11 protein-coding genes are annotated in these 19,120 nt (G+C 68.7%); 4 read left to right on the top strand and 7 right to left on the bottom strand.

Annotated features, from left to right (window positions below; translation table 11 throughout):
- Positions 1–504: hypothetical protein (locus PLE19_21565; GenBank protein ID HPD17534.1), on the bottom strand; the 504-nt coding region annotated here is incomplete at its 3' end.
- Between the two features lie 410 nt (positions 505–914).
- On the opposite strand from PLE19_21565, the gene PLE19_21560 reads away from it, so the two are divergent.
- Positions 915–2,852 carry a hypothetical protein gene (locus tag PLE19_21560; GenBank protein ID HPD17533.1) on the top strand — a complete coding sequence of 646 codons (1,938 nt, stop codon included), beginning with the start codon at positions 915–917 and terminating at the stop codon, positions 2,850–2,852.
- A gap of 14 nt (positions 2,853–2,866) precedes the next feature.
- On the opposite strand, the gene PLE19_21555 is transcribed toward PLE19_21560, so the two are convergent.
- Positions 2,867–4,369 (bottom strand): arylsulfatase, encoded by a 1,503-nt coding sequence (locus PLE19_21555; protein ID HPD17532.1) that lies wholly within the window; start codon positions 4,367–4,369, stop codon positions 2,867–2,869.
- A 219-nt stretch (positions 4,370–4,588) separates the two neighbouring features.
- Positions 4,589–6,316 carry a right-handed parallel beta-helix repeat-containing protein gene (locus PLE19_21550; GenBank protein ID HPD17531.1) on the bottom strand — a complete coding sequence of 576 codons (1,728 nt, stop codon included), beginning with the start codon at positions 6,314–6,316 and terminating at the stop codon, positions 4,589–4,591.
- A gap of 900 nt (positions 6,317–7,216) precedes the next feature.
- On the opposite strand from PLE19_21550, the gene PLE19_21545 reads away from it, so the two are divergent.
- Positions 7,217–9,391 carry a hypothetical protein gene (locus PLE19_21545; protein HPD17530.1) on the top strand — a complete coding sequence of 725 codons (2,175 nt, stop codon included), beginning with the start codon at positions 7,217–7,219 and terminating at the stop codon, positions 9,389–9,391.
- Positions 9,392–9,745: 354 nt separating this feature from the next.
- Here the strand turns inward: PLE19_21545 and PLE19_21540 are convergent, their stop codons facing one another.
- The 4 genes from PLE19_21540 to PLE19_21525 all read right to left on the bottom strand — a co-directional run bounded on the left by PLE19_21540 (position 9,746) and on the right by PLE19_21525 (position 15,104).
- Complete coding sequence (locus PLE19_21540; protein HPD17529.1) at positions 9,746–10,729, bottom strand: sugar phosphate isomerase/epimerase; 984 nt, start codon at positions 10,727–10,729, stop codon at positions 9,746–9,748.
- A 91-nt stretch (positions 10,730–10,820) separates the two neighbouring features.
- Positions 10,821–11,459 carry an MBL fold metallo-hydrolase gene (locus PLE19_21535; GenBank protein ID HPD17528.1) on the bottom strand — a complete coding sequence of 213 codons (639 nt, stop codon included), beginning with the start codon at positions 11,457–11,459 and terminating at the stop codon, positions 10,821–10,823.
- Positions 11,456–12,634, bottom strand: a complete 1,179-nt coding sequence (locus PLE19_21530; GenBank protein HPD17527.1) for a nucleoside-diphosphate kinase — start codon at positions 12,632–12,634, stop codon at positions 11,456–11,458. Before PLE19_21530 ends, PLE19_21535 begins: the two co-directional genes overlap by 4 nt.
- Before the next feature lie 430 nt (positions 12,635–13,064).
- Positions 13,065–15,104 (bottom strand): right-handed parallel beta-helix repeat-containing protein, encoded by a 2,040-nt coding sequence (locus PLE19_21525; protein HPD17526.1) that lies wholly within the window; start codon positions 15,102–15,104, stop codon positions 13,065–13,067.
- 1,076 nt (positions 15,105–16,180) lie between these two features.
- Here PLE19_21525 and PLE19_21520 point away from each other — a divergent pair.
- Positions 16,181–17,332 carry a uroporphyrinogen decarboxylase family protein gene (locus tag PLE19_21520; protein HPD17525.1) on the top strand — a complete coding sequence of 384 codons (1,152 nt, stop codon included), beginning with the start codon at positions 16,181–16,183 and terminating at the stop codon, positions 17,330–17,332.
- A 3-nt stretch (positions 17,333–17,335) separates the two neighbouring features.
- Positions 17,336–19,069, top strand: a complete 1,734-nt coding sequence (locus tag PLE19_21515; protein ID HPD17524.1) for an amidohydrolase — start codon at positions 17,336–17,338, stop codon at positions 19,067–19,069.
- Positions 19,070–19,120 lie beyond the last annotated feature (51 nt).

Genomic DNA, 19,120 nt, shown 5'->3' with positions numbered 1-19,120 from the left:
GTCGTCCACCCAGAAGTAGCCCGGCGCCATCAGCCCGAAGGAGAGGGCGACCTTCTTCTTCTCCTTCACGTCGGCCACATAGGTCAGCTTCGTCCACCCAAACGTCCCGTTCTTCCCGAGCTGGATGTACTTATCGTTGAACATCAGCTCGGTCGTCATGTTCCACGTGCCCAGGCCAATGTCGAGTCCGCGGAGGTAGGCCGTCACCTGGTACCGGCCGGGCTCCAGCTCGACCTCCTGGCGATTGCGGATCTTGGGCGCGGCGCCGCCGAAGAACAAGAACGAGTGTTTCCCCGTGCGGGCGATCGTGCCCACGCGAAACTCGCATTCCCCTTCGTATTTCCACCCGCCCCATTTCTGGAAGACGAGGCCCCAGCGGTCCTTCTCCTTCGTCAGCTCGAAGGAGGGGTCGTCGAGCAGGTTCTTGTCTTCGGCCCGAGCGCCCGACGCAATGACAAGGGACAGCGCAACCAACCAGACGGCGACCCTGGGGCAGAGCACCATGCCGTATTCTCCTGCTGCAAGTGGCGGAGGAGGGCGCTACCTCTAGGGTATGATAGTGCCCGGCCGTGGGGAGATCAACCGCGCCTGCGTGGGGGTGGGCCATCTCTGTAGGTAGTTTCCGTTGCGGACTCTCGTAGCGACAAGCGTCCCGCTTGTCGAACGGATGAAGCGAGCCGCAAGCGGGACGCTCGCGGCTACCTCTGCCGCGGGCCCTCCCCTATTCCGGGGATTCTCGCATCAGAAACCACCTACGATTCCGGCCTGCACCCCGTCTGCGCCGCTTTGAATCCCGTGACGCTCGCGGTATACTCGTAGCCGTGGGTTCGGAGTTGGGCCTCTAGCATGCAGAAAGGAACCTAGGCGTGAGGACGACAGGAAGGCTCTGGTTGGGGATCGCGCTGGGGCTCGCAATGGCGGCGCTTGGCTGGACGGCCGCCGCTGCCGAGAGGCCCGTCGGCGTGGTGTGCAACATCAAGGTCGTCTCGGACAAGGTGGACGACGTGTCCAGCCTCGAGGACTGGAAGCGCTCGTGCATCAAGGACAGCATGTCGAACGACGAGAAGGCCCTTGCCATCTGGAAGACGGTGGTGAAGTACCGCCACCAAACCGCCCCGCCCAACGAGTTCCTCCAGCAAGAGGGCAACGTCCACGACGTGATGAAGACCATTCACGTCTACGGCTACGGCATGTGCTGCTGCGCGTCGGCGAACACGGAGCAGCTTGCCCGCTACATCGGCTGGGACGCGCGCGGCTGGGCCATCACGCTCCACAGCGTGCCCGAGGTCTACTACGACAATGCCTGGCACCTCCTCGACGGCTCGCTGATGAACTACTTCCGCAACCCCGACAAGTCCATCGCCAGCGTGGCCGACCTCCAGAAGGCCGTAGGCGAGTGGCACGCGGCCAACCCCGGCTATCGCGGCGACGACGCCAAGCTGCGCAAGTTCGCCGCCAAGGGCAACTGGCGCAAGGCAGGCCCCGCCCTCCTCGCCACCTCCGAGAGCTACAGCGAGGATGGCCCCAACGCCGCCGGCTGGCACGGCTGGTCCTCCACGATGATCGAGTACGACCGGGCCGACCGGCACCATCCCTATGAATACGGCTACTCGCAGGGCTACCAGCTCAACCTCGCCCTCCGCCCCGGCGAACGCCTCACCCGCAACTGGTTCAACAAGGGCCTGCACATCAACATGGATGGCAGCGGCGAGGGCCCCGGCAACATCCTGAACGACCGCAACGGCCTGAGCCTCCAGCGCAAGCTGGGCGACATCGCCCCCGGCCGCATCGGCAACGGCACCCTCGAGTACGAGGCGCCGCTCAGCGACCCCGCCTTCCTCGCCGCCGCGCTGGCCGCCGACAACCTCGGCGCGGCAAGCAAGGCCCCCGCCCTGGGCGCGAAAGACCCCGCGAAGCCGGGCGTCCTCATCCTCCGCATGCCGTCATCCTACGTTTACCTCGGCGGCGAGGCCATCTTCCAGGCCATCATCGGGCCAGGCGGCAGCATCACGGTTGGTCTATCCGACAACAACGGCCTCGACTGGAAGGAACTGGAGAAGGTCACGGCCACGGGTCTCAAGAAGCTCGACCTCAAGCCCCACATCTTCCGCCGCTACGACTACCGCCTCAAGTTCGAGCTTCAGGGCGAAGGCACCGGCCTCGACAGCTTGAAACTCACCCACGACATCCAGCACTCGCAGTGCCCGCTGCCCGCCCTCGCCGAGGGCGAGAACAAGATCACCTTCGCCGCCGGGCCGCAAGAGGGCACGATCACCATCGAGGGCGCGACCAACCCCGACGTCAAGCCCAAGCAACTCATCGCCGCCGACTTCCACCCCGAGTTCAAGGGCGCCGACCACAGGCAGTTCCGTGTGAAGGAGTACGACGAGAAGGGCGGCAGCATCACCTTCCCCGTCGAGACGCCCGGCGACCTCGTGCGCCTCCGCGGCGGCGCCCACTACCGCGCCCGCGACAAGCGCGAGGGCTGGATGCTCCAGGCCTCGTTCGACGACGGCAAGACCTGGGCCGAGATCGGCAAGCTCCCAGGCCCCACCCCGGGCAACACCAAGTACTTCACCCTGGAGAGCGTGCCGAAGGGCGTCCGGAAGGCCCTCGTGCGCTTCCAGAGCACCCGGCAGTACAACACGCTGTGCATCTTCGACTTCCGCATTGACGCCGACTACGCGGCGCCGGCCGCCGGCTTCCGCCCCGTCAAGATCACCTACGTCTGGACGGAAGGCGGGGCCGAGAAGCGCGACGTGCACGTGGCGAAATCCCCCAAGGACACCTACACCATCCAGTGCGCCGCGGCGCCGATCATGAAGTCCATTGTACTGGAACTGGCGGAGTGAGCGCGGGCAGCGGGTCACGGCCGGCTGCGGCCGCGCTCGCGCACCTGCTCGAGGAGGTCCGATAGCTCCTTGACCAGGTCCGGGCGCTGGGCGGCGAGGTTCTTCGTCTCGCCGAGGTCGTCGGCCAGGTTGTAGAGTTCGGGCCCCCCGCCGCCCTTCTTCCCCTTGGCGGCGCCGGCCGGACCGCGGGCGATGAGCTTCCACGGCCCCTTCCGGATCGCGAGCCCGTTGCCGTGGACGATCAGGTGGTCGCGGCACGGCTTCTCGGGCTTCTCGCCCAGGAGCGCGGGCAGCACATCGAAGCTATCGGGCGCGGCGTCGGCGGGCAGCGCCTGCCCCGTCAGCGCGGCGAAGGTCGCCAGCATGTCCACGTGGCAGAGGAGTTCGTCGGAGACGCCGGCCTTGACGCGGCCGGGCCACCGCACGAGGAAGGGGACGCGGGTGCCGCCCTCGTAGGCGCTGCCCTTGCCGGCGCGCAGCGGCCCGTTGTGCAGATGGCCGTTGTTCGTCTCCACGGTGCCCGAGTTCACGTGGTCGGGGCCGTTGGTGTCGAGTGCGCCCCCGTTGTCGCTCGTCACGATCAGCAGCGTGTTGTCGGCGAGCTTCAGGCGCTCGAGCGTGGCGAGCACCTGGCCGACCGTCCAGTCGAACGAGTGCACGGCGTCGCCGCGCACGCCGGCCTGGCTCGTGCCTCGGAAGCGGGCATGCGGCACGCGCGGCACGTGGATGTCGTGCGTGGAGAGGTAGAGGAAGAACGGCTTGTCCCTGTGCTTCTCGATGAAGGCATCGGCCTTCTTCGCCAGGACGTCGGCGATCTCGTCGTCCTTCCAGAGCGCGGCCGTGCCGCCGGTCTGGCCGCCGATGCGCGGGATGCCGCCGACAAACGACTTCGGCTCGCCGCGCTTCACCGAGTAATCGAGGCGGATCGGGTCGCTCGGGTCGAGCCCGACGACCCGGTGATTCTCGACCCACACGCACGGCGTGCGGTCGCCGGTGGCGGGGATGATCCAGGCATAGTCGAAGCCCACCTCGAGCGGGCCGGGCCTGATCTCGCCGTTGTAGTCGGTCGGGGCCGTGGCCCCGAGGCCCAGGTGCCACTTGCCCACGATGCCCGTGGCGTAGCCTGCCTTCTGGAGCAGCGCGGGCACCGTGAGGCGCCCCGGCTCGATGATCAGCGCCGCGATGCCGGGCAGGATGCCTGTGCCCGGCTTGCGCCAGGCGTATTCGCCGGTCAGGAAGGCGTAGCGCGTCGGCGTGCACACGGCCGAGGGCGAGTGCGCGTCGGTGAAGCGCACGCCGCTGCGCGCCAGGCCGTCGCAGTGGGGCGTCTGGATCCTCGTCGCCCCGTAGCAGCCCAGGTCGCCGTAGCCCAGATCGTCGGCGAGGATGAAAACGATGTTGGGCCGTTGTGCGACACGGGCATCGGCCGCGGCCGCTCGACCGGCTCGTCCGAGGGCCATGGCCCCCAGGCAGGCGCCGCCTGCCCGCAAGAGGTCGCGTCGGCTGATATCAGGCATGTGGCTCCTCCGTGTCGCATGCAGGCTCGCATCGGCGCTGTCGGCGCGGCGCGAGTGTAGGGAAGGTTGCGGAGCCTGTCAACTCGCCCGGCACCTGACACGCTGCGTGCTGTCCCCACGCGGTTGACGCCCCTCGCCAGACGGCGGTCTGGGAGGTGCGCCTTGATGGGTAGAACCGCGGCGGCGGATGACACTATGGGTGGGAGCGTAACGGGCCGCCTACGGCCATTGGGTGAGGGAGGAGCCGACGCGGCTCGGGGAGGGGGCGCGCCAGGGGAGCTCTGTGGGCAGGCGACGCGCGACGCGCAAGCCGCTGCGGGTGAGCAGGCGGAAGCCGGTGCCTTTCCTCTCATACTCGATGGGCATTTGCTTCGAGTGGGCGTCCTCGCCGAAGCGCTGCCGCCATTCGGCCAGGGTGTTGTCGGGGTTCCACGAGTGCCGCATCGTGGGCGGCCACGCGCCCTCGGCGTAGACATTATAGTCCGAGTGATTGCTGGCGACGGTCCGCTGATAGGTGTTGCCTGGGCAGCCCATGTAGAGCGTGAGGTCGCAGCCGCGGGCGTGGCCCTCGCCGGCGATGTAGTTGCGGAGAAGCAGGTTGTTGAGCACGCGGACGTTCCCGAGCGGCCAGTCGTCGCCGCGCGGCATGCACACGATTCCCGAGCCGTTGGCAGCGACGGTGTTGTGGACGACCCAGGTGTTCTGCGAGCCCGAGATGTAGATGCCGCGGCCGCGGTTGGCGTAGACCAGGTTGTCGGCGATGATGCCGCCGCCCTTGTTGATCTCGAAGAAGATGCCGCTACCCCCGTTGTGGTGCGCGACGTTCGACAGGATGCGGATGTCGGCGTTCTCGGCGTCGAACCAGATGCCGTCGCAGGCGATGTTGTAGGCCGCCTCGCAGCGCTGCACGGTGCAGCGGCGGTTGCGCGGGATGCACTTCATTCCCCCGCAGTGCCAGCCCGCGTGGAAGCGGCGGTAGTTGTTGAACAGCAGCGCGCAGTCCTCCACCACCGTGTCCTCGCACTCGCCCATGCCCAGGCCCGTGTTGCCGTTGAACGACAGATCGCAGCGGCGGACGGCGGAGTCCTTGCACCTCCCGATGCCGAGTCCGCAGAAGTCGCTGAGATAGAAGCGGCAGTCCTCGACGGTGATGCGCTCGCACTGGCCGACGCTGGCCATGGCCCACTGGCCGCCGGGCTGGCGGTTGTGGCGGAACTCGAGGCCGCGGATCACCACGTCGTGCACGTTCTGCGCCGTGAGGGTGAAGCCGCGCACGCCCACCTCGATGCAGAACCATCCCGGCTCGCCCGCCATCTTGACGTAGAGCGTCTGGTCGGCGGGGTCGAACCAGAAGGAGTCCTCGATCAGGTCGGCCAGGCCGCGGCCCACCGTGGTGAGCTTCAGATACTCGTCGTTCTTGTAGATCGGGTCGAGGCCGATCCGCTGGAGCGGCACATCGTCCTGCACGAAGACCTGCGAGACCCAGCGGCGGCTCTTGTCGTTGTAGCAGCCCTGGAAGAAGGCGTCGGTGAAGAACTCCTCGCCGAGCGTGACCTTCCACACGCCGCTGAAGGCGTTGGGGTACGGCTCCGGCATCGGCGGGTTGTCGGAGAGGCGTGTCCAGCGGCCCTTCACGGCCTCGGAGCCTTTGATCACCACGCGGCCGCCCGGAGCGGCGGCGAAGGTGATGGGGCGGCCCCTCTCGCCCGAGACCTTGATGGCCACGTGCTCGCGGTAGATGCCGGCGTGGATGAGCACCGTGTCGCCCGGCTTCAGCTCGGCGGCGGCCGCGGCGCGGGCGATCGTCTTCCACGGCTCTCCCTCGCTGCCTGCGTTGGTGTCGGCGGCGTTCTTCGCCTGTGGCGCCACATGATATGTGGCCGCGATGGCATGTGCGTTCGCAACGGCGACGGCCACGGCCGCCAGGCGTCCCGCGAGAGCTCTCATGGACGGTCCTCCGCAAGTTGGGTTGCCCGCAGTCTACGAGAAGGTCCTCGGCGTTTCAACCCGCGGCGTACGGGGTGTGGGCTTGACGGGCCAGCCCGTGTTGCGGCGTACGACTCCGGCCCTTGCGGGGGCGTGGGACCGTCGCGCTTTCGCGCGAAAGCGCGACAATTCGCTGCGCGCACGCGCCTCCCGCCTCTCACTCGCCACACAACAAGGCTAGACACGTACCCAATACGTTCGGGAGGGTAAGGCCCCGGCGCTCGCCCTTCCTGTTACCCTCCCGAAGGTATTGGAACCTTCGGGAGGGAGGCCCCCGCTGCGGCCTCCCTCGTCCCCACGCGCCGCTCCTTATTTCTCGTCCCTACGCTCTGCGTGGGGACGGGCTTCCTGGCCGCTCCGCGGCCTCTTCTCTTCCGCGCGCGCCGGAACGGGAACCTCCCGCGGGTCCGCAACCCGCGGGAGGTTGGGGGTTGGACGCGGGAGCGTCCGGATCTCCGCCCCCACGCGGAGCGTAGGGGCGAGAAAGAGAAGGTGACGGAGCGTAGGGGCGAGCATGAGCTTGTCGAAGACCACCACAATCGGGACGCTTTCGGCTACGCTTGATGTCCTGGCCGACGCAACATGGTTCCGGCCGCGGCAAACTGATTCGCGGGCGGAGTAGCAGGAATCGCACCAGAGAGAATGCCACATTCAGGAACGGCCATGAATCGCCAGACGGGGGATGGGGTAGGGGACAGTTCTCGGAAACCGCGCGCACGTGATCTGCGTTCAACAACCTCAGACATGGCAACCGCCTCGGCTGGGTCGCCCCAGCCTTGACCCAGGCCCCGTCCCCGCGCTACCATCAGGCGGCCAGGCGCGTGTGGCACATGTTCCAGACCCACGTGAGAGGTGAAGACGATGCGAACCCTGTCGGCAGTTCTGCTGGGCGCTCTGATCTCCGCCGCCGTCCTCGCCGAGGAGCCCGCGGCTCCTGATGCCGCGCGCTACCAGCCGCGCGACCCCGCCTCCCTCACCGTGCCGCGAAAGCCGGTGACACGCAAGGACTACGTGGACGCCGTCCGCCCGATGGCCCAGGGCTTCGAGGCCGGCCCCGACCGCGGCACCTATGGCCCCCGCCACGCGCTGGGCGCCCTCGCCGTCTACGCGCTCGAGGGCAACCCCAAGCTCGCCGAGGGCATCAAGAAGACCCTCCGCCACTACGCCGACTGGGTGAAGCAGTGCGTGGAGAAGGAGAAAGGCGTTTTCTCGATGGAGGGCGCGGCCCTGTGCTCCTTCTACTTCCGCGAGCTGCGCAAGCGGGGCGCCATGACGCCCGACGACGAGCAGTGGGCGAAGGAGCTGTTGCTCACCCTGCGGCAGTGGCAGTGCGCCTGGCGGCCGGGCGACGGACTCTGGCGCGGCTCGCAACACCGCAGCCAGTGCCAGGGCCTCAACCACGCCTTCGCTGCGACCTTCTACCCCGACGAGCCCGACGCGCCGAAGTGGCGGGCCTACGCCGACGCCGTGTGGGGCGACTGGTGGAACTTCCGCGACGTGGGGATCGACGACACCGGCTACTTCCACTCGAGCTGGGGCAACATCCTCCGCTCCTCCGAGCTGCTCGGCCGCAAGGAAGTCTTCCGCGACCGCCGCGCCCGCGAGCTCTTCGACCGCCTCGTGGCCGAGACGCCGCCCGACGGCGCCGTGATCCCCTACGGCGCGAGCGGCGGCTACAACTCGGCCGCGGGCGCGCGCATCCTGGCCCTCGAACTCGCCGCCAAGTGGACCCGCGACGGCCGGTACCGCTGGGTGGCCCACCGCCTCTTCAACCACGGCCAGGCCCGCGGCTTCTCGCCCACCCACCACCACCTCAACGCCGTGAACCTGGAGGACATCGCCCTCACGGGCCTCATCTGCGACGACTCGGTGAAGCTCGTCGAGCCGTCCGCCGCTTCGGCGCTCCTCACCCGCAAGGAAATCCTCCGCCTCACCGACAAGGAGGCGAAGGCGATGTTCCCCGAAGCGGGGGGCATTGACTGCAATATGTGGATGTCGCAGCGCGTGCTGCCCAGCAAGCTCGCCTTCCGCAGCGGCTGGGCGCCCGGCGACCTCTTCATGCTCGTCGAAATCTACCCCCGCCACGACCCGCTCAACCCCACGGCCATTGTGGGGCTGGAGCGCCATTCGGCCTCGTTCGCCGAAATGACCTCCGAGAAATTCGTCAGCCGCGAAAACGCCGTCGCCATCGCCGACCTCTCCGGCACGGCCACCTACCTGGGCAAGAAGCCCTTCAAGGGCAAGCCGGGCCTCCCCCTCGGATGGGCCGGCATGGAGGTCACCGTCCCCGCCTTCTCCGACCACGCCCTCGCCTCCCACGCGCGCGTGCAGGTCTCGAAGTACATGGGCTTCGAAGCCACGCACACCCGCGAGTTCCTGTTCGTCAAGAACCGCTTCGTCGTGCTGCGCGACGAGACGGCCTTCGACGACGCCTTCCGCGCCTCCGTCGGCCCCGCCTGGAACACCCAGCACGTGGGCGAGCCCAGGGGCCCGAACTGGCTGAACACCTGGTTCGACGGCCATTACTTCCAGGCCTCCCGCCTCTACGACGTGCCGCCGTGGGACCTCTTGCTCGTCTACGGCCCGAAGCCCGGCGCGAAGATCGAGGTCGCCACCGAACCCATTGACGCCCCCGCCAAGAGCCACCTGGTCGCCACCCGCTACGCCTGGGAAGGCGACGTGACGCCCGGGCAGCGGGTCCAGTTCGTCAGCGTCCTCCTCCCCCACGCTCCGATGCGCGACGCCACGCCCCTGGCCAGAGGCGTCGAGGTGTTGAAGGATGAGCCTGGGCTCGCCGTCGTGAAGGTGGCCACCGAGGGCCGCGTCGAGCTGACCCTCCTCAACCCCTCGGGCGCGAGGGTCGAGGTGGACACGAAGGGCCTCGGCCCCCTGGTCACCGACGCGCGGGCGGCCTATCTCGACACCGAGGGGGGCAACGTGAAGCGAGCCGTGGTCATCGAGGGCAGGTCCCTCAAGCTGGGCGAGGTGCGGATTGGCCGCGGCTGGTGGCGCCGAACCTACGAGCGCGGGGGCTAGCCCGCGTTTCTCGCCAGATGCGGAAAGTGCCAAGCGTCAAGTGCCAAGCAAACTCCAACCACCAAGTGTCAAGCGCCCGGCACAGCGTCGCCGCCTGGTGGCGCACCACGCGCCTTGACCTTGGGCCCTTCGCCCTTGAGAGCTGGCGGTTGCCTTTTCGCCCCTATGCTCCGCGTGGGGGCGAGCGTCCGGACGCTCCCGCGTCCATCAACCTCCCGCGGGTTCGCAACCCGCGAGAGGTTCCCACTCCGGAGCGCGCGGGAGAGAAAAGGCCGCGGAGCGGCCAAGAGGCGCGTCCCCACGCAGAGCGTAGGGACGAGAGATAGATCAAGCCGGCACTCGCCCCGGCGCTGCCTATGCGAGCAGCGGCCTCAGGTGCTTGATGCTGCGGGCCGCCTGCTCCTCGGTGCCGCACTCGACGCTGAGGATGCCCTGGTAGTTGACGGACCGCAGGATGCCGAGGACCTTCTTCCAGTCAATCACACCGTCGCCGCAGGCGCAGCCGACCGCGGTGCCGGTGACCTTGCCGCGCTCGGCCTCGGCCTGCTTGACCTCGATGTCCTTGCCGTGGACGTGGACGACTTTGCTCTTGACGGCCTCGAGGAAGGCATAGGGGTCCTCGCCGGCGAGGAACGAGTTCCCGGTGTCGAAGTTCACGCGGAGCCACGGGCTGTCGTGCAGCTCGAGGATGCGCAGCATCGAGGCCCGCTTGGCCGTGTAGGGGCCGTGGGGCTCGATGCCCAGGTAGACGCCGTTGTCGGCGCAACACTCGAGCATGGGCCGCAGGTTCATCTTCATGATGGCGTAGGCGTCGTCGGGCGTCATCCACTTGGGCGGGTACATGGTCTCGCAGATCATCACGACGGGCGGGGTGTCGAAGAGGCCCAGGTTGGCCAGGGCGCGGGCGTAGATGATGCCCTTGCGGGCGTACTCGACGCCGTAGCACGTGTCGAGGAGGTCGGAGTGGGAGCTGAGGCCGGAGATTCTGAGCTTGAGACCTCCGCAGACGTCCTTGAAGTAGTTGGGGTCGAGGTCGAGCGACTGCACGTGGCAGTAGCCGGCGTTGCTGAGGAGGCAGCGGCCCATGAGGAAGCAGGGTTCGATGTAGCGGTAGCCGAGTTCGGCGGCCTTCCTGGCGCCGTATTCGAACGACTTGTCGGCGTGGCGGACGAATTCGAGGTTGACGCTGAGATCGATCTTGCGGTCGGTCTTGGCGGGGGCCTTGTCGGGCTCGGCGGCGCCGGCGGGGCCGGCGGCGAGGGCCGCGGCCGCGCCCGCCGCGGCGGTGGCGAGGAAGTCGCGACGCCCGAAACCATCCTGCTCGTTCGGCCTGGCCATGGTCGCTCTCCAATCAACGGCTGCGGGTCCGCTCCCCCCAGGCATTATAGCCGGGCCGGCCGCCGTGTAAAGCGCGGGGATGCCGGAGACTTCAGCGGAGGAACGGGTTCGTCGCGCGCTCCTCGCCGATGGTGGTGGGCTCGCCGTGGCCGGGGTAGACGAGCGTGTCGTCGGGCAGGGCGAAGAGGCGGTCGCGGATGCTGTCGAGGAGTTGCGAGTAGCTGCCGCCGGGGAAGTCGGTGCGCCCGATGCCGCCCGCGAACAGCGTGTCGCCGCAGAACAAGAGGTCGGGCTGGCCCGCGCGGGGCAGGCGGAAGCACACGCTGCCGGGCGTGTGGCCGGGGGTGTGGAGCACGTGGAAGAGCGAGGGGCCGAGGGCCAGCGTGTCGCCGTCGCCCAGCAGGCGGTCGGGCTCGCAGGGCTGGAAGGGCAGGCCGATCCAGGAGGCGAGCGCGGCGTCGGCGTCGCGGAGCATGGCGGCGTCGGCGGCGTGGATGGCCACCTGGGCCTGCGGGAAGGCCCGCTGGAGCGCGGCCACCGCCTCGATGTGGTCTATGTGCCCGTGGGTGAGCAGGAGGTGGCGCGGGGCGAGCTTGCGGTAGCGGAGCTGCTCGAGGATGTAGTCGGCGTCGCCGCCGGGGTCAATCACCGCCGCCTCGGGCCACTCTTCGGGCGCGACGAGGTAGCAGCAGGCCTGGAGCGGGCCGACGTTGAGGGGGTGGACCTTCATCGGGCCCCCGCCAGGTGCCGCTCGATGAGGGTCGTCACGTCGCAGGGCGCCGTGTCCTCCCAGAGGCCGATGATGCGGCGCTCGCGTTCGGCGTTGGCCACGGAGTCGGAGGCGTGGGCCGCGTTGCGCATGAGGTCGTCGCCGTAGACGGAGCGGATGCTGCCGGCCTTGGCCTCGCGGGGGTTGGTGGTGCCGAGGCGGTCGCGGATCTTCTCGATGGCGCGCTCGCCGTGGTAGAGCAGGGCCAGACACTTCTCGGGGCCGGGCAGGTGGCGCTCGCCGGGGCTGGTGAGCTTGGCGGGGTTGCGGCCGGCCATGTACTCGACGATGCGGTTGAACTCGTGCTCGGCGTTGTAGGTCTTGAGGATGTCGCCGATCTTCTCGATGGCCTCGGCGGGGATGTCGAAGTCGAACGCCTCGCGGAGCGCTTCGCCGGCGCGGCGCGCCACGTTGGCCCGCAGCTTGTCCACGAAGATCTTGCGCAGCGGGCCGTAGAACTCCTCGGCCTGGGCCACGCTGAAATGCAGCACCTTGGCCCCCACGATGAAGAGGCCGGTGCGGGCGAACATGTCCACGATGTTGCCGGGCCGGGCGCTGCCGCGCTTGAAGTTGTCGGGCTTCAGGATCACGAGCGTGGTCTCGGCCTTCGCGCCCTCGGGCAGCTTCACGGCCCGGGTCACGATGCCCCCGTCGCGGTCGGCGAACTGGGCCAGTACGCGCAGGTGCTGGGGCATGGCGTGCGGGTCGGTGCAGATGAGGCAGGCGGGCTCGAAGTAGTGGAGCCGCCCGTCGCGCTCGAGCACGTAGTCGCCGTAGGTGCCGCGCACCGTGTCGCCGCGCGGCACGCGGCCGATCGGCCCCGCGATGTCGGTGAGCAACTGGGTGGCGTTCTCGCCGCGGAAGAGGAGCAGCAGGGCGCGGTTCGAGATGCCCAGGCGGTTGTTCGGCCGCAGGTAGGCGTCGCAGTAGTCCAGCAGCGCCTCGCCGATGGGCGGCTGGATGTTCTGGGCGACCAGCAGGTCCTTGTAGCGGTCCACGAACTCGTCGCTGGGTGCGAGCATGCGGGCCGCCTCCAGCTCGAGGTCGGTCGAGAGCAGGCGGCTGATGATGCCGCCCGTGCGGCTCTTGAGCAGGCTGTAGGGCGTGATGAGCGCGTAGGCGAGCTCGATGGCCATCCCGGAGGCTCCTGGAGGGGCAGGGCGCGTGAATTGCCGTGTATTCTAGCAATCCCGCCGCGAATCTGTCAAACCGGCGCGCGGGCCCGGGGGGGCCGGAATTGTGGGCAGGGTGGTTCTCTCTGGAGCCTGAAGGGCTCGCATGGGATAGCCCAGGGCAACGCCCTGGGTTCAGCGGGATCCACGGGTCCAGCCCTGAAAGGGCGTGATAGAGGCCCCATACTCCGCCCTTTCAGGGCTACCACGGGGGCGGTCTGGTTCCCGGGGCGTTGCCCCGGGCTACCTCATTTCGCTCCTTCGGAGCTCCCGCAGCCGCCTACGATTCGGGCCCGCGCCCGGCCCAGGCGGGCCGCCGCTGCCCGGCCCCGGCGGGGGCCTTGCCGCACGGCGGAAGCAGGAGAGGCTCGTCCCCCCCCGGCCCGGCCACGGCTCATCGGGCGCCGCGGGGTCTGGGCCCCACCGTAGACAGGTCAATCGGCTTGAAGCCGAGCCGGAGCGCCGGCGAGGCAGGCTGGAGGCGGAAGTCCCCCCTCTCGGGCGCGACGAACAGCGGGTCGGCCACCAGGCTGTGCACGTCGTAGCCTGCCTTCTGCCAGTCGGCGAAGCTCTTGCCCGCGAAGTCGAACGGCTTGCCCGCCGCCTGCCAGTAGAGGTTGTAGTCGAAGATGAACTTGCCGTTCCGCCAGCTTCCGTGAAGCAGCGGCCCCTCGGTCCAATAGACGATGTTGCGCTCGAAGGTGAACGAGATGTGCTCCTCGTCGCGCGTGCGCTGGAGCTGGCCGACCCTGGCGAAGGCGAAGACGTTGTTCTGGACGACGTTCTCGCGCCCATAGTGCTGGTGGAAGCCGCCGGTCTTGGTGTTGAAGACCACGTTGTTCTCGAGCACCATGCCCGTGCTGCCCTCGTCGGTGTAGAGGCCCCAGCCGCCGTAGGCGTGGGACTCGACGTCGTGGATGAGGTTGTGGGCGAGGCGGGTGCCGGGGCTGACGCCGAGCGAATAGATGCCGCCCATGTCGGAGAGCACGCCCTGGCCGAGGTTGTGGATGTGGTTGTGCGTGATCACGTTGCGCACGGCCTTGCTGGGCGCGTAGCCCCACGACCAGCCGACGCTGATGCCCGTGTAGTAGAGGTCGCAGATGTGGTTGTGGCACACGGTGTTGTCGCCGCTGTGGCCGATCCAGATGCCCACGGCGCTGGGGAACATCCGCCCGCCCTGGGTGACGACGTTGTCGGTGACGGTGGAGAACGAGGTGTCGTGGCCCAGCTTGATGCCGCCGGCCCCCAGGTCCCAGAGGTCGTTGCCCACGATCTGGTTGCCCTTGCAGCCCTTGGCCAGCTCGATGCCGTAGCCGCCCACGTGCTGCACCGAGCAGTCGCGGATCGAGCAGCCTTCGGCGCCCTGGAGCCAGAGCGCCCCGGGCGCGCTCGTGATCGCCTGGCCGTCGCCCGACTTGTCGGCGGGCAGGGTCCACTCGGTGTGGGCGAACGCGAGGCCCTGGAGATGCAGGTTGCGGAGGCGCGGCTCGCCGTCGGCGTTCCCCTCGAAGCGCACGAGCTGCACCAGGCGCGGCGCCATCACCTCGGTGTCCCGCGGCCTCTCGCCCTTGAGCGGCAGGTAGGTGAGCACGCCCGTCCCGCGGTCGAGGTGCCACTGGCCCGGCGTGTCGAGGGCCTCGGCCACGTTCTCCACGTAGTAGCGCCCGGGGTCGGCCTTGAAGTCCTCGGCCAGCTTGAACACGCTCTTGCGCGTGAACGTCACCACGCCCTCCTTCTCGTCCACCTTGGCGATGGGCAGGCGCGATTCGGCCCACAGGTGCAGGGCGATGATCTCCACGTCACTCAGGCCCGCCCACGACGCCTGGAGGTTGCCCGGGGCGAACTTCATCGCGGTCTGGCCCTCGTTCCACTTCGCCTTGCCGTCCTCGCCCAGGAAGCCCGTGAAGTGGTAGAGCCCCTCTTTCGGCAGGCGGGTGCGGGGCCGGCGCTCGGAGTCGCAGAAGAGCTGGCGGAAGTACCACTTGCCCTCTCTCGCCTGCGGCAACTCGGCCTGCCAGGCCCGCTGGCCACTGACCTGGGTCTCCTTCCACCCGCCGACCGCCACGCCGCCGCTGAGGAGCGGCCGCTCGCCGCGATAGCCCTGGTAAGTGATCGGGCACTCGGGCGTGCCCGAGTCCTCGGGCGTGAACACCAGCGGCTCCGCGAGGCAGTAGTTCCCGCCGCGAATCGAGACGATGACGGGCCTCGTCAGGCCGCCCTCGGCCTTGCGCAGCTCGCGAATCGCGTCGCGGGCGCGGGCGATCGTCGCGAACGGCCCGCTCGTGCCGCCGAACACCGAGCGGCTCGGGCGGCGGCCCGTCCACCCATCATCGCCGTCGGGCGAAACATACAGCCGCAAGGGCCGCGTTCCTGCCGCTCCGGCCGCGGCGGCCATCAGCAACAACACCACGCCAACCCCCATCCAGTGCGACATGGCTTCGTCTCCTCCAAGGGACGCCCCGTGTGTCGCGCATCGTAGCCGCCAGTGGGGCGCCTGTCAAGCAAGTGAACCCTGGCCATCAGAGTGTGGCGATCCTGACGTGGCCGCCGCCGGGAGCGTGGGACAGGGGCTGCGGCGCCCGCGAGACCTTCCCATAACCCTCTATGCCCCAATGCCTTACGCGCTCCGGCCATTCCCGCCGCCATACTGGCTCATCCCGCAGATGAGCGGATATGGCCGGAGCCACGAGAATCGCCCATTCTCGCCCATCTACCCATGCTGTATCACTCTCCCCCTCACAGGGTTGATACAGCATGGACAGGCGGCGCCCGCCGGCCGCGGGCGCGGGCTGGAATCGTAGGTGGTTTCCCTCGTCCCCACGCTCTGCTCCCCTCTCTCGCCCCTACGCTCTGGTCCCTTTCCTCGTCCCTACGCTCAGCGTGGGGACGGGCCTCTTGGCCGCTCCGCGGCCTCTTCCTCTTCGGGGAAGAACGGACGCGGACGTCAGGAACCTCCCGCGGGTTGCGAACCCGCGGGAGGTTGGGCTTGGACGCGGGAGCGTCCGGATCATCGCCCCCACGCGGAGCGTAGGGGCGAGCATGATTTGCCCTTCCCTCGTCCCCACGTCTGCTCCTTCTTCTCGTCCCTGCGCTCTGGTCCCTTTCCTCGTCCCTACGCTCAGCGTGGGGACGGGCCTCTTGGCCGCTCCGCGGCCTCTTCATCTTCGGGGGAGATTGGACGCGGGATTCACGAACCTCCCGCGGGTTGCGAACCCGCGGGAGGTTGGTAAGCCCCCCAGCGCCCGCCCTTCCAGCTGGCGTCAACGTGGCAGTGAGCCGCCCGCAATTGTCGCGCTCTCGCGCGAAAGCGCGACAATCCGTTTCCCCATTTCCCCCATCTCCGCATCTTCGCCATTTCCGCGTGCGGCCCAACGCCCTTGCCAACGCGTTCCTTGGAGCCCTTCCCGAGAAAGAGTCTCCCCGTCCTCCCGCCCTGCCCCTTGACGGGCGACAGGCGACTTGATAGGTTGTGGCCGTCCGCCCTTCCCACCCGATTCAGGAGAGCTTGCCTTGGCGACAATCTTCGACGACGCGAAGAGGCTCGGCGGGCCGCTGTCCGTCCGCGAACGCTTCCAGCGCGTGATGCACTATCAGAAGGTGGACCGCATCCCGTTCTTCGAGTTCGGCTACTGGGACACCACGCTCACCCGCTGGCACGAGGAGGGCCTGCCCCGCGAGGTGGACAATGAGGCGAAGGCCTACGCCTGGTTCGGCATCGAAAACTGGGGCGGCGTGTGGGCCAACGTGGGCCTCACGGGCGACGTGTTCAAGCCCGAAACCCTCGAGGAGACCGACGACTACGTCATCACCCGCGACGGCGTGGGCGCGGTGGCCCACCAGAAGAAGAAGGAAATCCGCACCATCCCGCACTACCTCGACTACGGCCTGAAGACCCGCGACGACTGGGCGAAGTTCAAGGCCAAGCTCCAGCCGACCCTCGACGGGCGCATCCACCCCTCCTTCTACGAGAACCTGGCGAGCTACCGCACGGCGCAACACCCCATCGCCGCGCCCATCGGCTCGATGATCGGCGTGCCGCGCAACTGGATGGGCTTCGAGCGCATCGCCACCCTGGCCTACGACGATCCCGAGATGCTCGACGACATCGTCGAGACGCTCTGCCAGTGCGTCGTGGTCGTCCTCGAAGAGGTCTGCCCGTACGTGCAGTTCGACTTCGGGGCGGGCTGGGAGGACATCTGCTTCAACTCCGGCCCGATCGTGAGCCCGTGGATCTTCGACAAGTACATCGTGCCCCGCTACGCGCGGATCACCAACGTGCTCAAGAAGCACGGCTGCGACATTTCGTGGACCGATTGCGACGGGAACGTGTGCCCGATCCTCAACCAGTTCCTGGCGGGCGGCATCAACTGCATGTTCCCGGCCGAGGTGAAGGGCGGCAGCGACCCGCTGCGCATCCGCGAGCTGGCGGGCGAGGCGATGCGCATCGTGGGCGGCGTGGATAAGCTGCCGCTGAACGAGAACCCGCAGGCCATCGAGCGGGAGCTGCTCCGCATCGCGCCCCTGGTCGAGACAGGCGGCTTCATCCCCACGATTGACCACCGCGTGCCCTCCAGCGTGCCCTACGAGAACTACAGGTTCTACATCAAGACCAAGCGGCAACTGTTCCGCGCGGGCTACCGCGAGCCGCAGTACAAGGAGTGAGCCATGTCGCTTCGGGCGCTGGCCCTGGTGGCGTTCGCGTGCGCGGTGCTCTCGCGGAACCGGGCACAGGCGCAGCAGGCCGACCTGATCCTCCACGGCGGCAAGATCGTCACCGTGGACGCGCAGTTCCGCCTCGCCGAGGCCCTGGCTGTGGCCGGCGACCGCCTGCTGGCCGTGGGCACGAACGCCGAGGTGCTCGCCCTCGCCGGCCCGAAGACCCAGCGGCTCGACCTCCAGGGCAAGACCGTGCTGCCCGGCCTCATTGACTCCCATTCGCACCCGACCAGCGCCGCGGTGTTCGAGTTCGACCACGAGGTGCCGGCGATGGAGAGCATCGCCGACGTGCTGGCCTACGTGAAGGCCCGCGCCGCCGTGGTGCCCAGGGGCGAGTGGATCGGCATCTCGCAGGTCTTCGTCACCCGGTTGCGCGAGCGACGCTTCCCCACGCGGGCCGAGCTCGACGCCGCCGCCCCCGACCACCCCGTGGCCTTCCGCACGGGGCCCGACGCCTCGCTCAACTCGCTCGCCCTCCAACTGTGCGGGATTGACCGCGCCTTCCAGATCACCGACGGCAAGCCGGGCCAGGTCGAGCGCGACCCCGCCACGGGCGAGCCGACCGGCATCCTGCGCAACTGCGGCCGCTTCATCAAGGCGAGGTCCACCGCCAAGAGCCCCACGGCCCAGGACCGCGCCGAACGCCTGAAGGCCCTCTTCGCCGCCTACAACCAGGTGGGGATCACGGGCGTGACCGACCGCGGCGTGGGCGACGAATCGCTCCGCCTCTACGAGCAACTCCTCAAGGACGGCGCGCTGACCTGCCGCGTGTTCCTCACCTACTACGTGGACGCGCAGGGGCCGCTCGAGAAGATCGAGGCGGGCATCCAGCGCGCCGCGAGCCATCCGTTGCACGCCTACAACAACCTGCTCTGGCTCCGCGGGCTGAAAATCTACCTCGACGGCGGCATGCTCACGGGCAGCGCCTACCTGCTCAAGCCCTGGGGCCCGAGCGCCATCTACTCGATCACCGACCCCGAGTACCGCGGCATCCTGTTCGTCGAGCCCGACAAGTTGGCCCGCATCGCCGCGGCCGCGCTGCGGGCCGACCTCCAGCTCACGGCCCACTGCGTGGGCGACGGCGCGGTGGAGACGCTCGTCGGCGCCTACGAACGGGTGAACGCCGAGCTGCCCGTGCGCGAGCGCCGCCCCTGCCTGTCGCACGCGAACTTCATGACGCCCGCCGCCATCGAGAAGATGGCTCGGCTGGGCATCGTGGCCGACCTCCAGCCCGCCTGGCTCTACCTCGACGGCGCCACGCTGCGCGCCCACTTCGGCGACGAGCGCCTCGCCTTCTTCCAGCCCTACAAGACCCTCGCCGAGCGCGGCGTCACCGTGGGCGGCGGCTCCGACCACATGCAGAAGATCGGCCGCCGGCGCTCCATCAACACCTACGACCCGTTCCTGGGGATGTGGACCGCGCTGACCCGCCAGCCGCGCTGGACCGAGCAGCCGCTCCGCCCCGAGCAGGCGATCACCCGCGAGCAGGCCATCCGCCTCTACACGATCAACAACGCCTTCCTCACCTTCGAGGAGAAGGAGAAAGGCTCGCTCGAGAAGGGCAAGCTCGCCGACTTCATCGTCCTGGACCGCGACATCCTCACCTGCCCCCTCGACGCGGTGAAGGACATCGAGGTCGAGCAGACCTGGCTCGGCGGCCGGCGGGTGCATCCCGCGAACTAGGAGCCTGTCCGAGAATCCGCGTGCGGCTGCGACGCCGCCGATTCGGGCCGC

It is taken from the genome of Planctomycetota bacterium, assembly GCA_035384565.1.
Classification (GTDB): domain Bacteria; phylum Planctomycetota; class PUPC01; order DSUN01; family DSUN01; genus DAOOIT01.
Note: the sequence above shows the minus strand (reverse complement) of the source record. Positions and strands in the feature narration are given on the sequence as shown.

Bases quoted from the DNA above. Each gene is read 5' to 3' on its own strand.
- PLE19_21560 (HPD17533.1), top strand. From the start codon at position 915: ATGGCGGCGCTTGGCTGGACGGCCGCCGCTGCCGAGAGGCCCGTCGGC.
- PLE19_21555 (HPD17532.1), bottom strand. From the start codon at position 4,369: ATGCCTGATATCAGCCGACGCGACCTCTTGCGGGCAGGCGGCGCCTGC.
- PLE19_21550 (HPD17531.1), bottom strand. From the start codon at position 6,316: ATGAGAGCTCTCGCGGGACGCCTGGCGGCCGTGGCCGTCGCCGTTGCG.
- PLE19_21545 (HPD17530.1), top strand. From the start codon at position 7,217: ATGCGAACCCTGTCGGCAGTTCTGCTGGGCGCTCTGATCTCCGCCGCC.
- PLE19_21540 (HPD17529.1), bottom strand. From the start codon at position 10,729: ATGGCCAGGCCGAACGAGCAGGATGGTTTCGGGCGTCGCGACTTCCTC.
- PLE19_21535 (HPD17528.1), bottom strand. From the start codon at position 11,459: ATGAAGGTCCACCCCCTCAACGTCGGCCCGCTCCAGGCCTGCTGCTAC.
- PLE19_21530 (HPD17527.1), bottom strand. From the start codon at position 12,634: ATGGCCATCGAGCTCGCCTACGCGCTCATCACGCCCTACAGCCTGCTC.
- PLE19_21525 (HPD17526.1), bottom strand. From the start codon at position 15,104: ATGTCGCACTGGATGGGGGTTGGCGTGGTGTTGTTGCTGATGGCCGCC.
- PLE19_21515 (HPD17524.1), top strand. From the start codon at position 17,336: ATGTCGCTTCGGGCGCTGGCCCTGGTGGCGTTCGCGTGCGCGGTGCTC.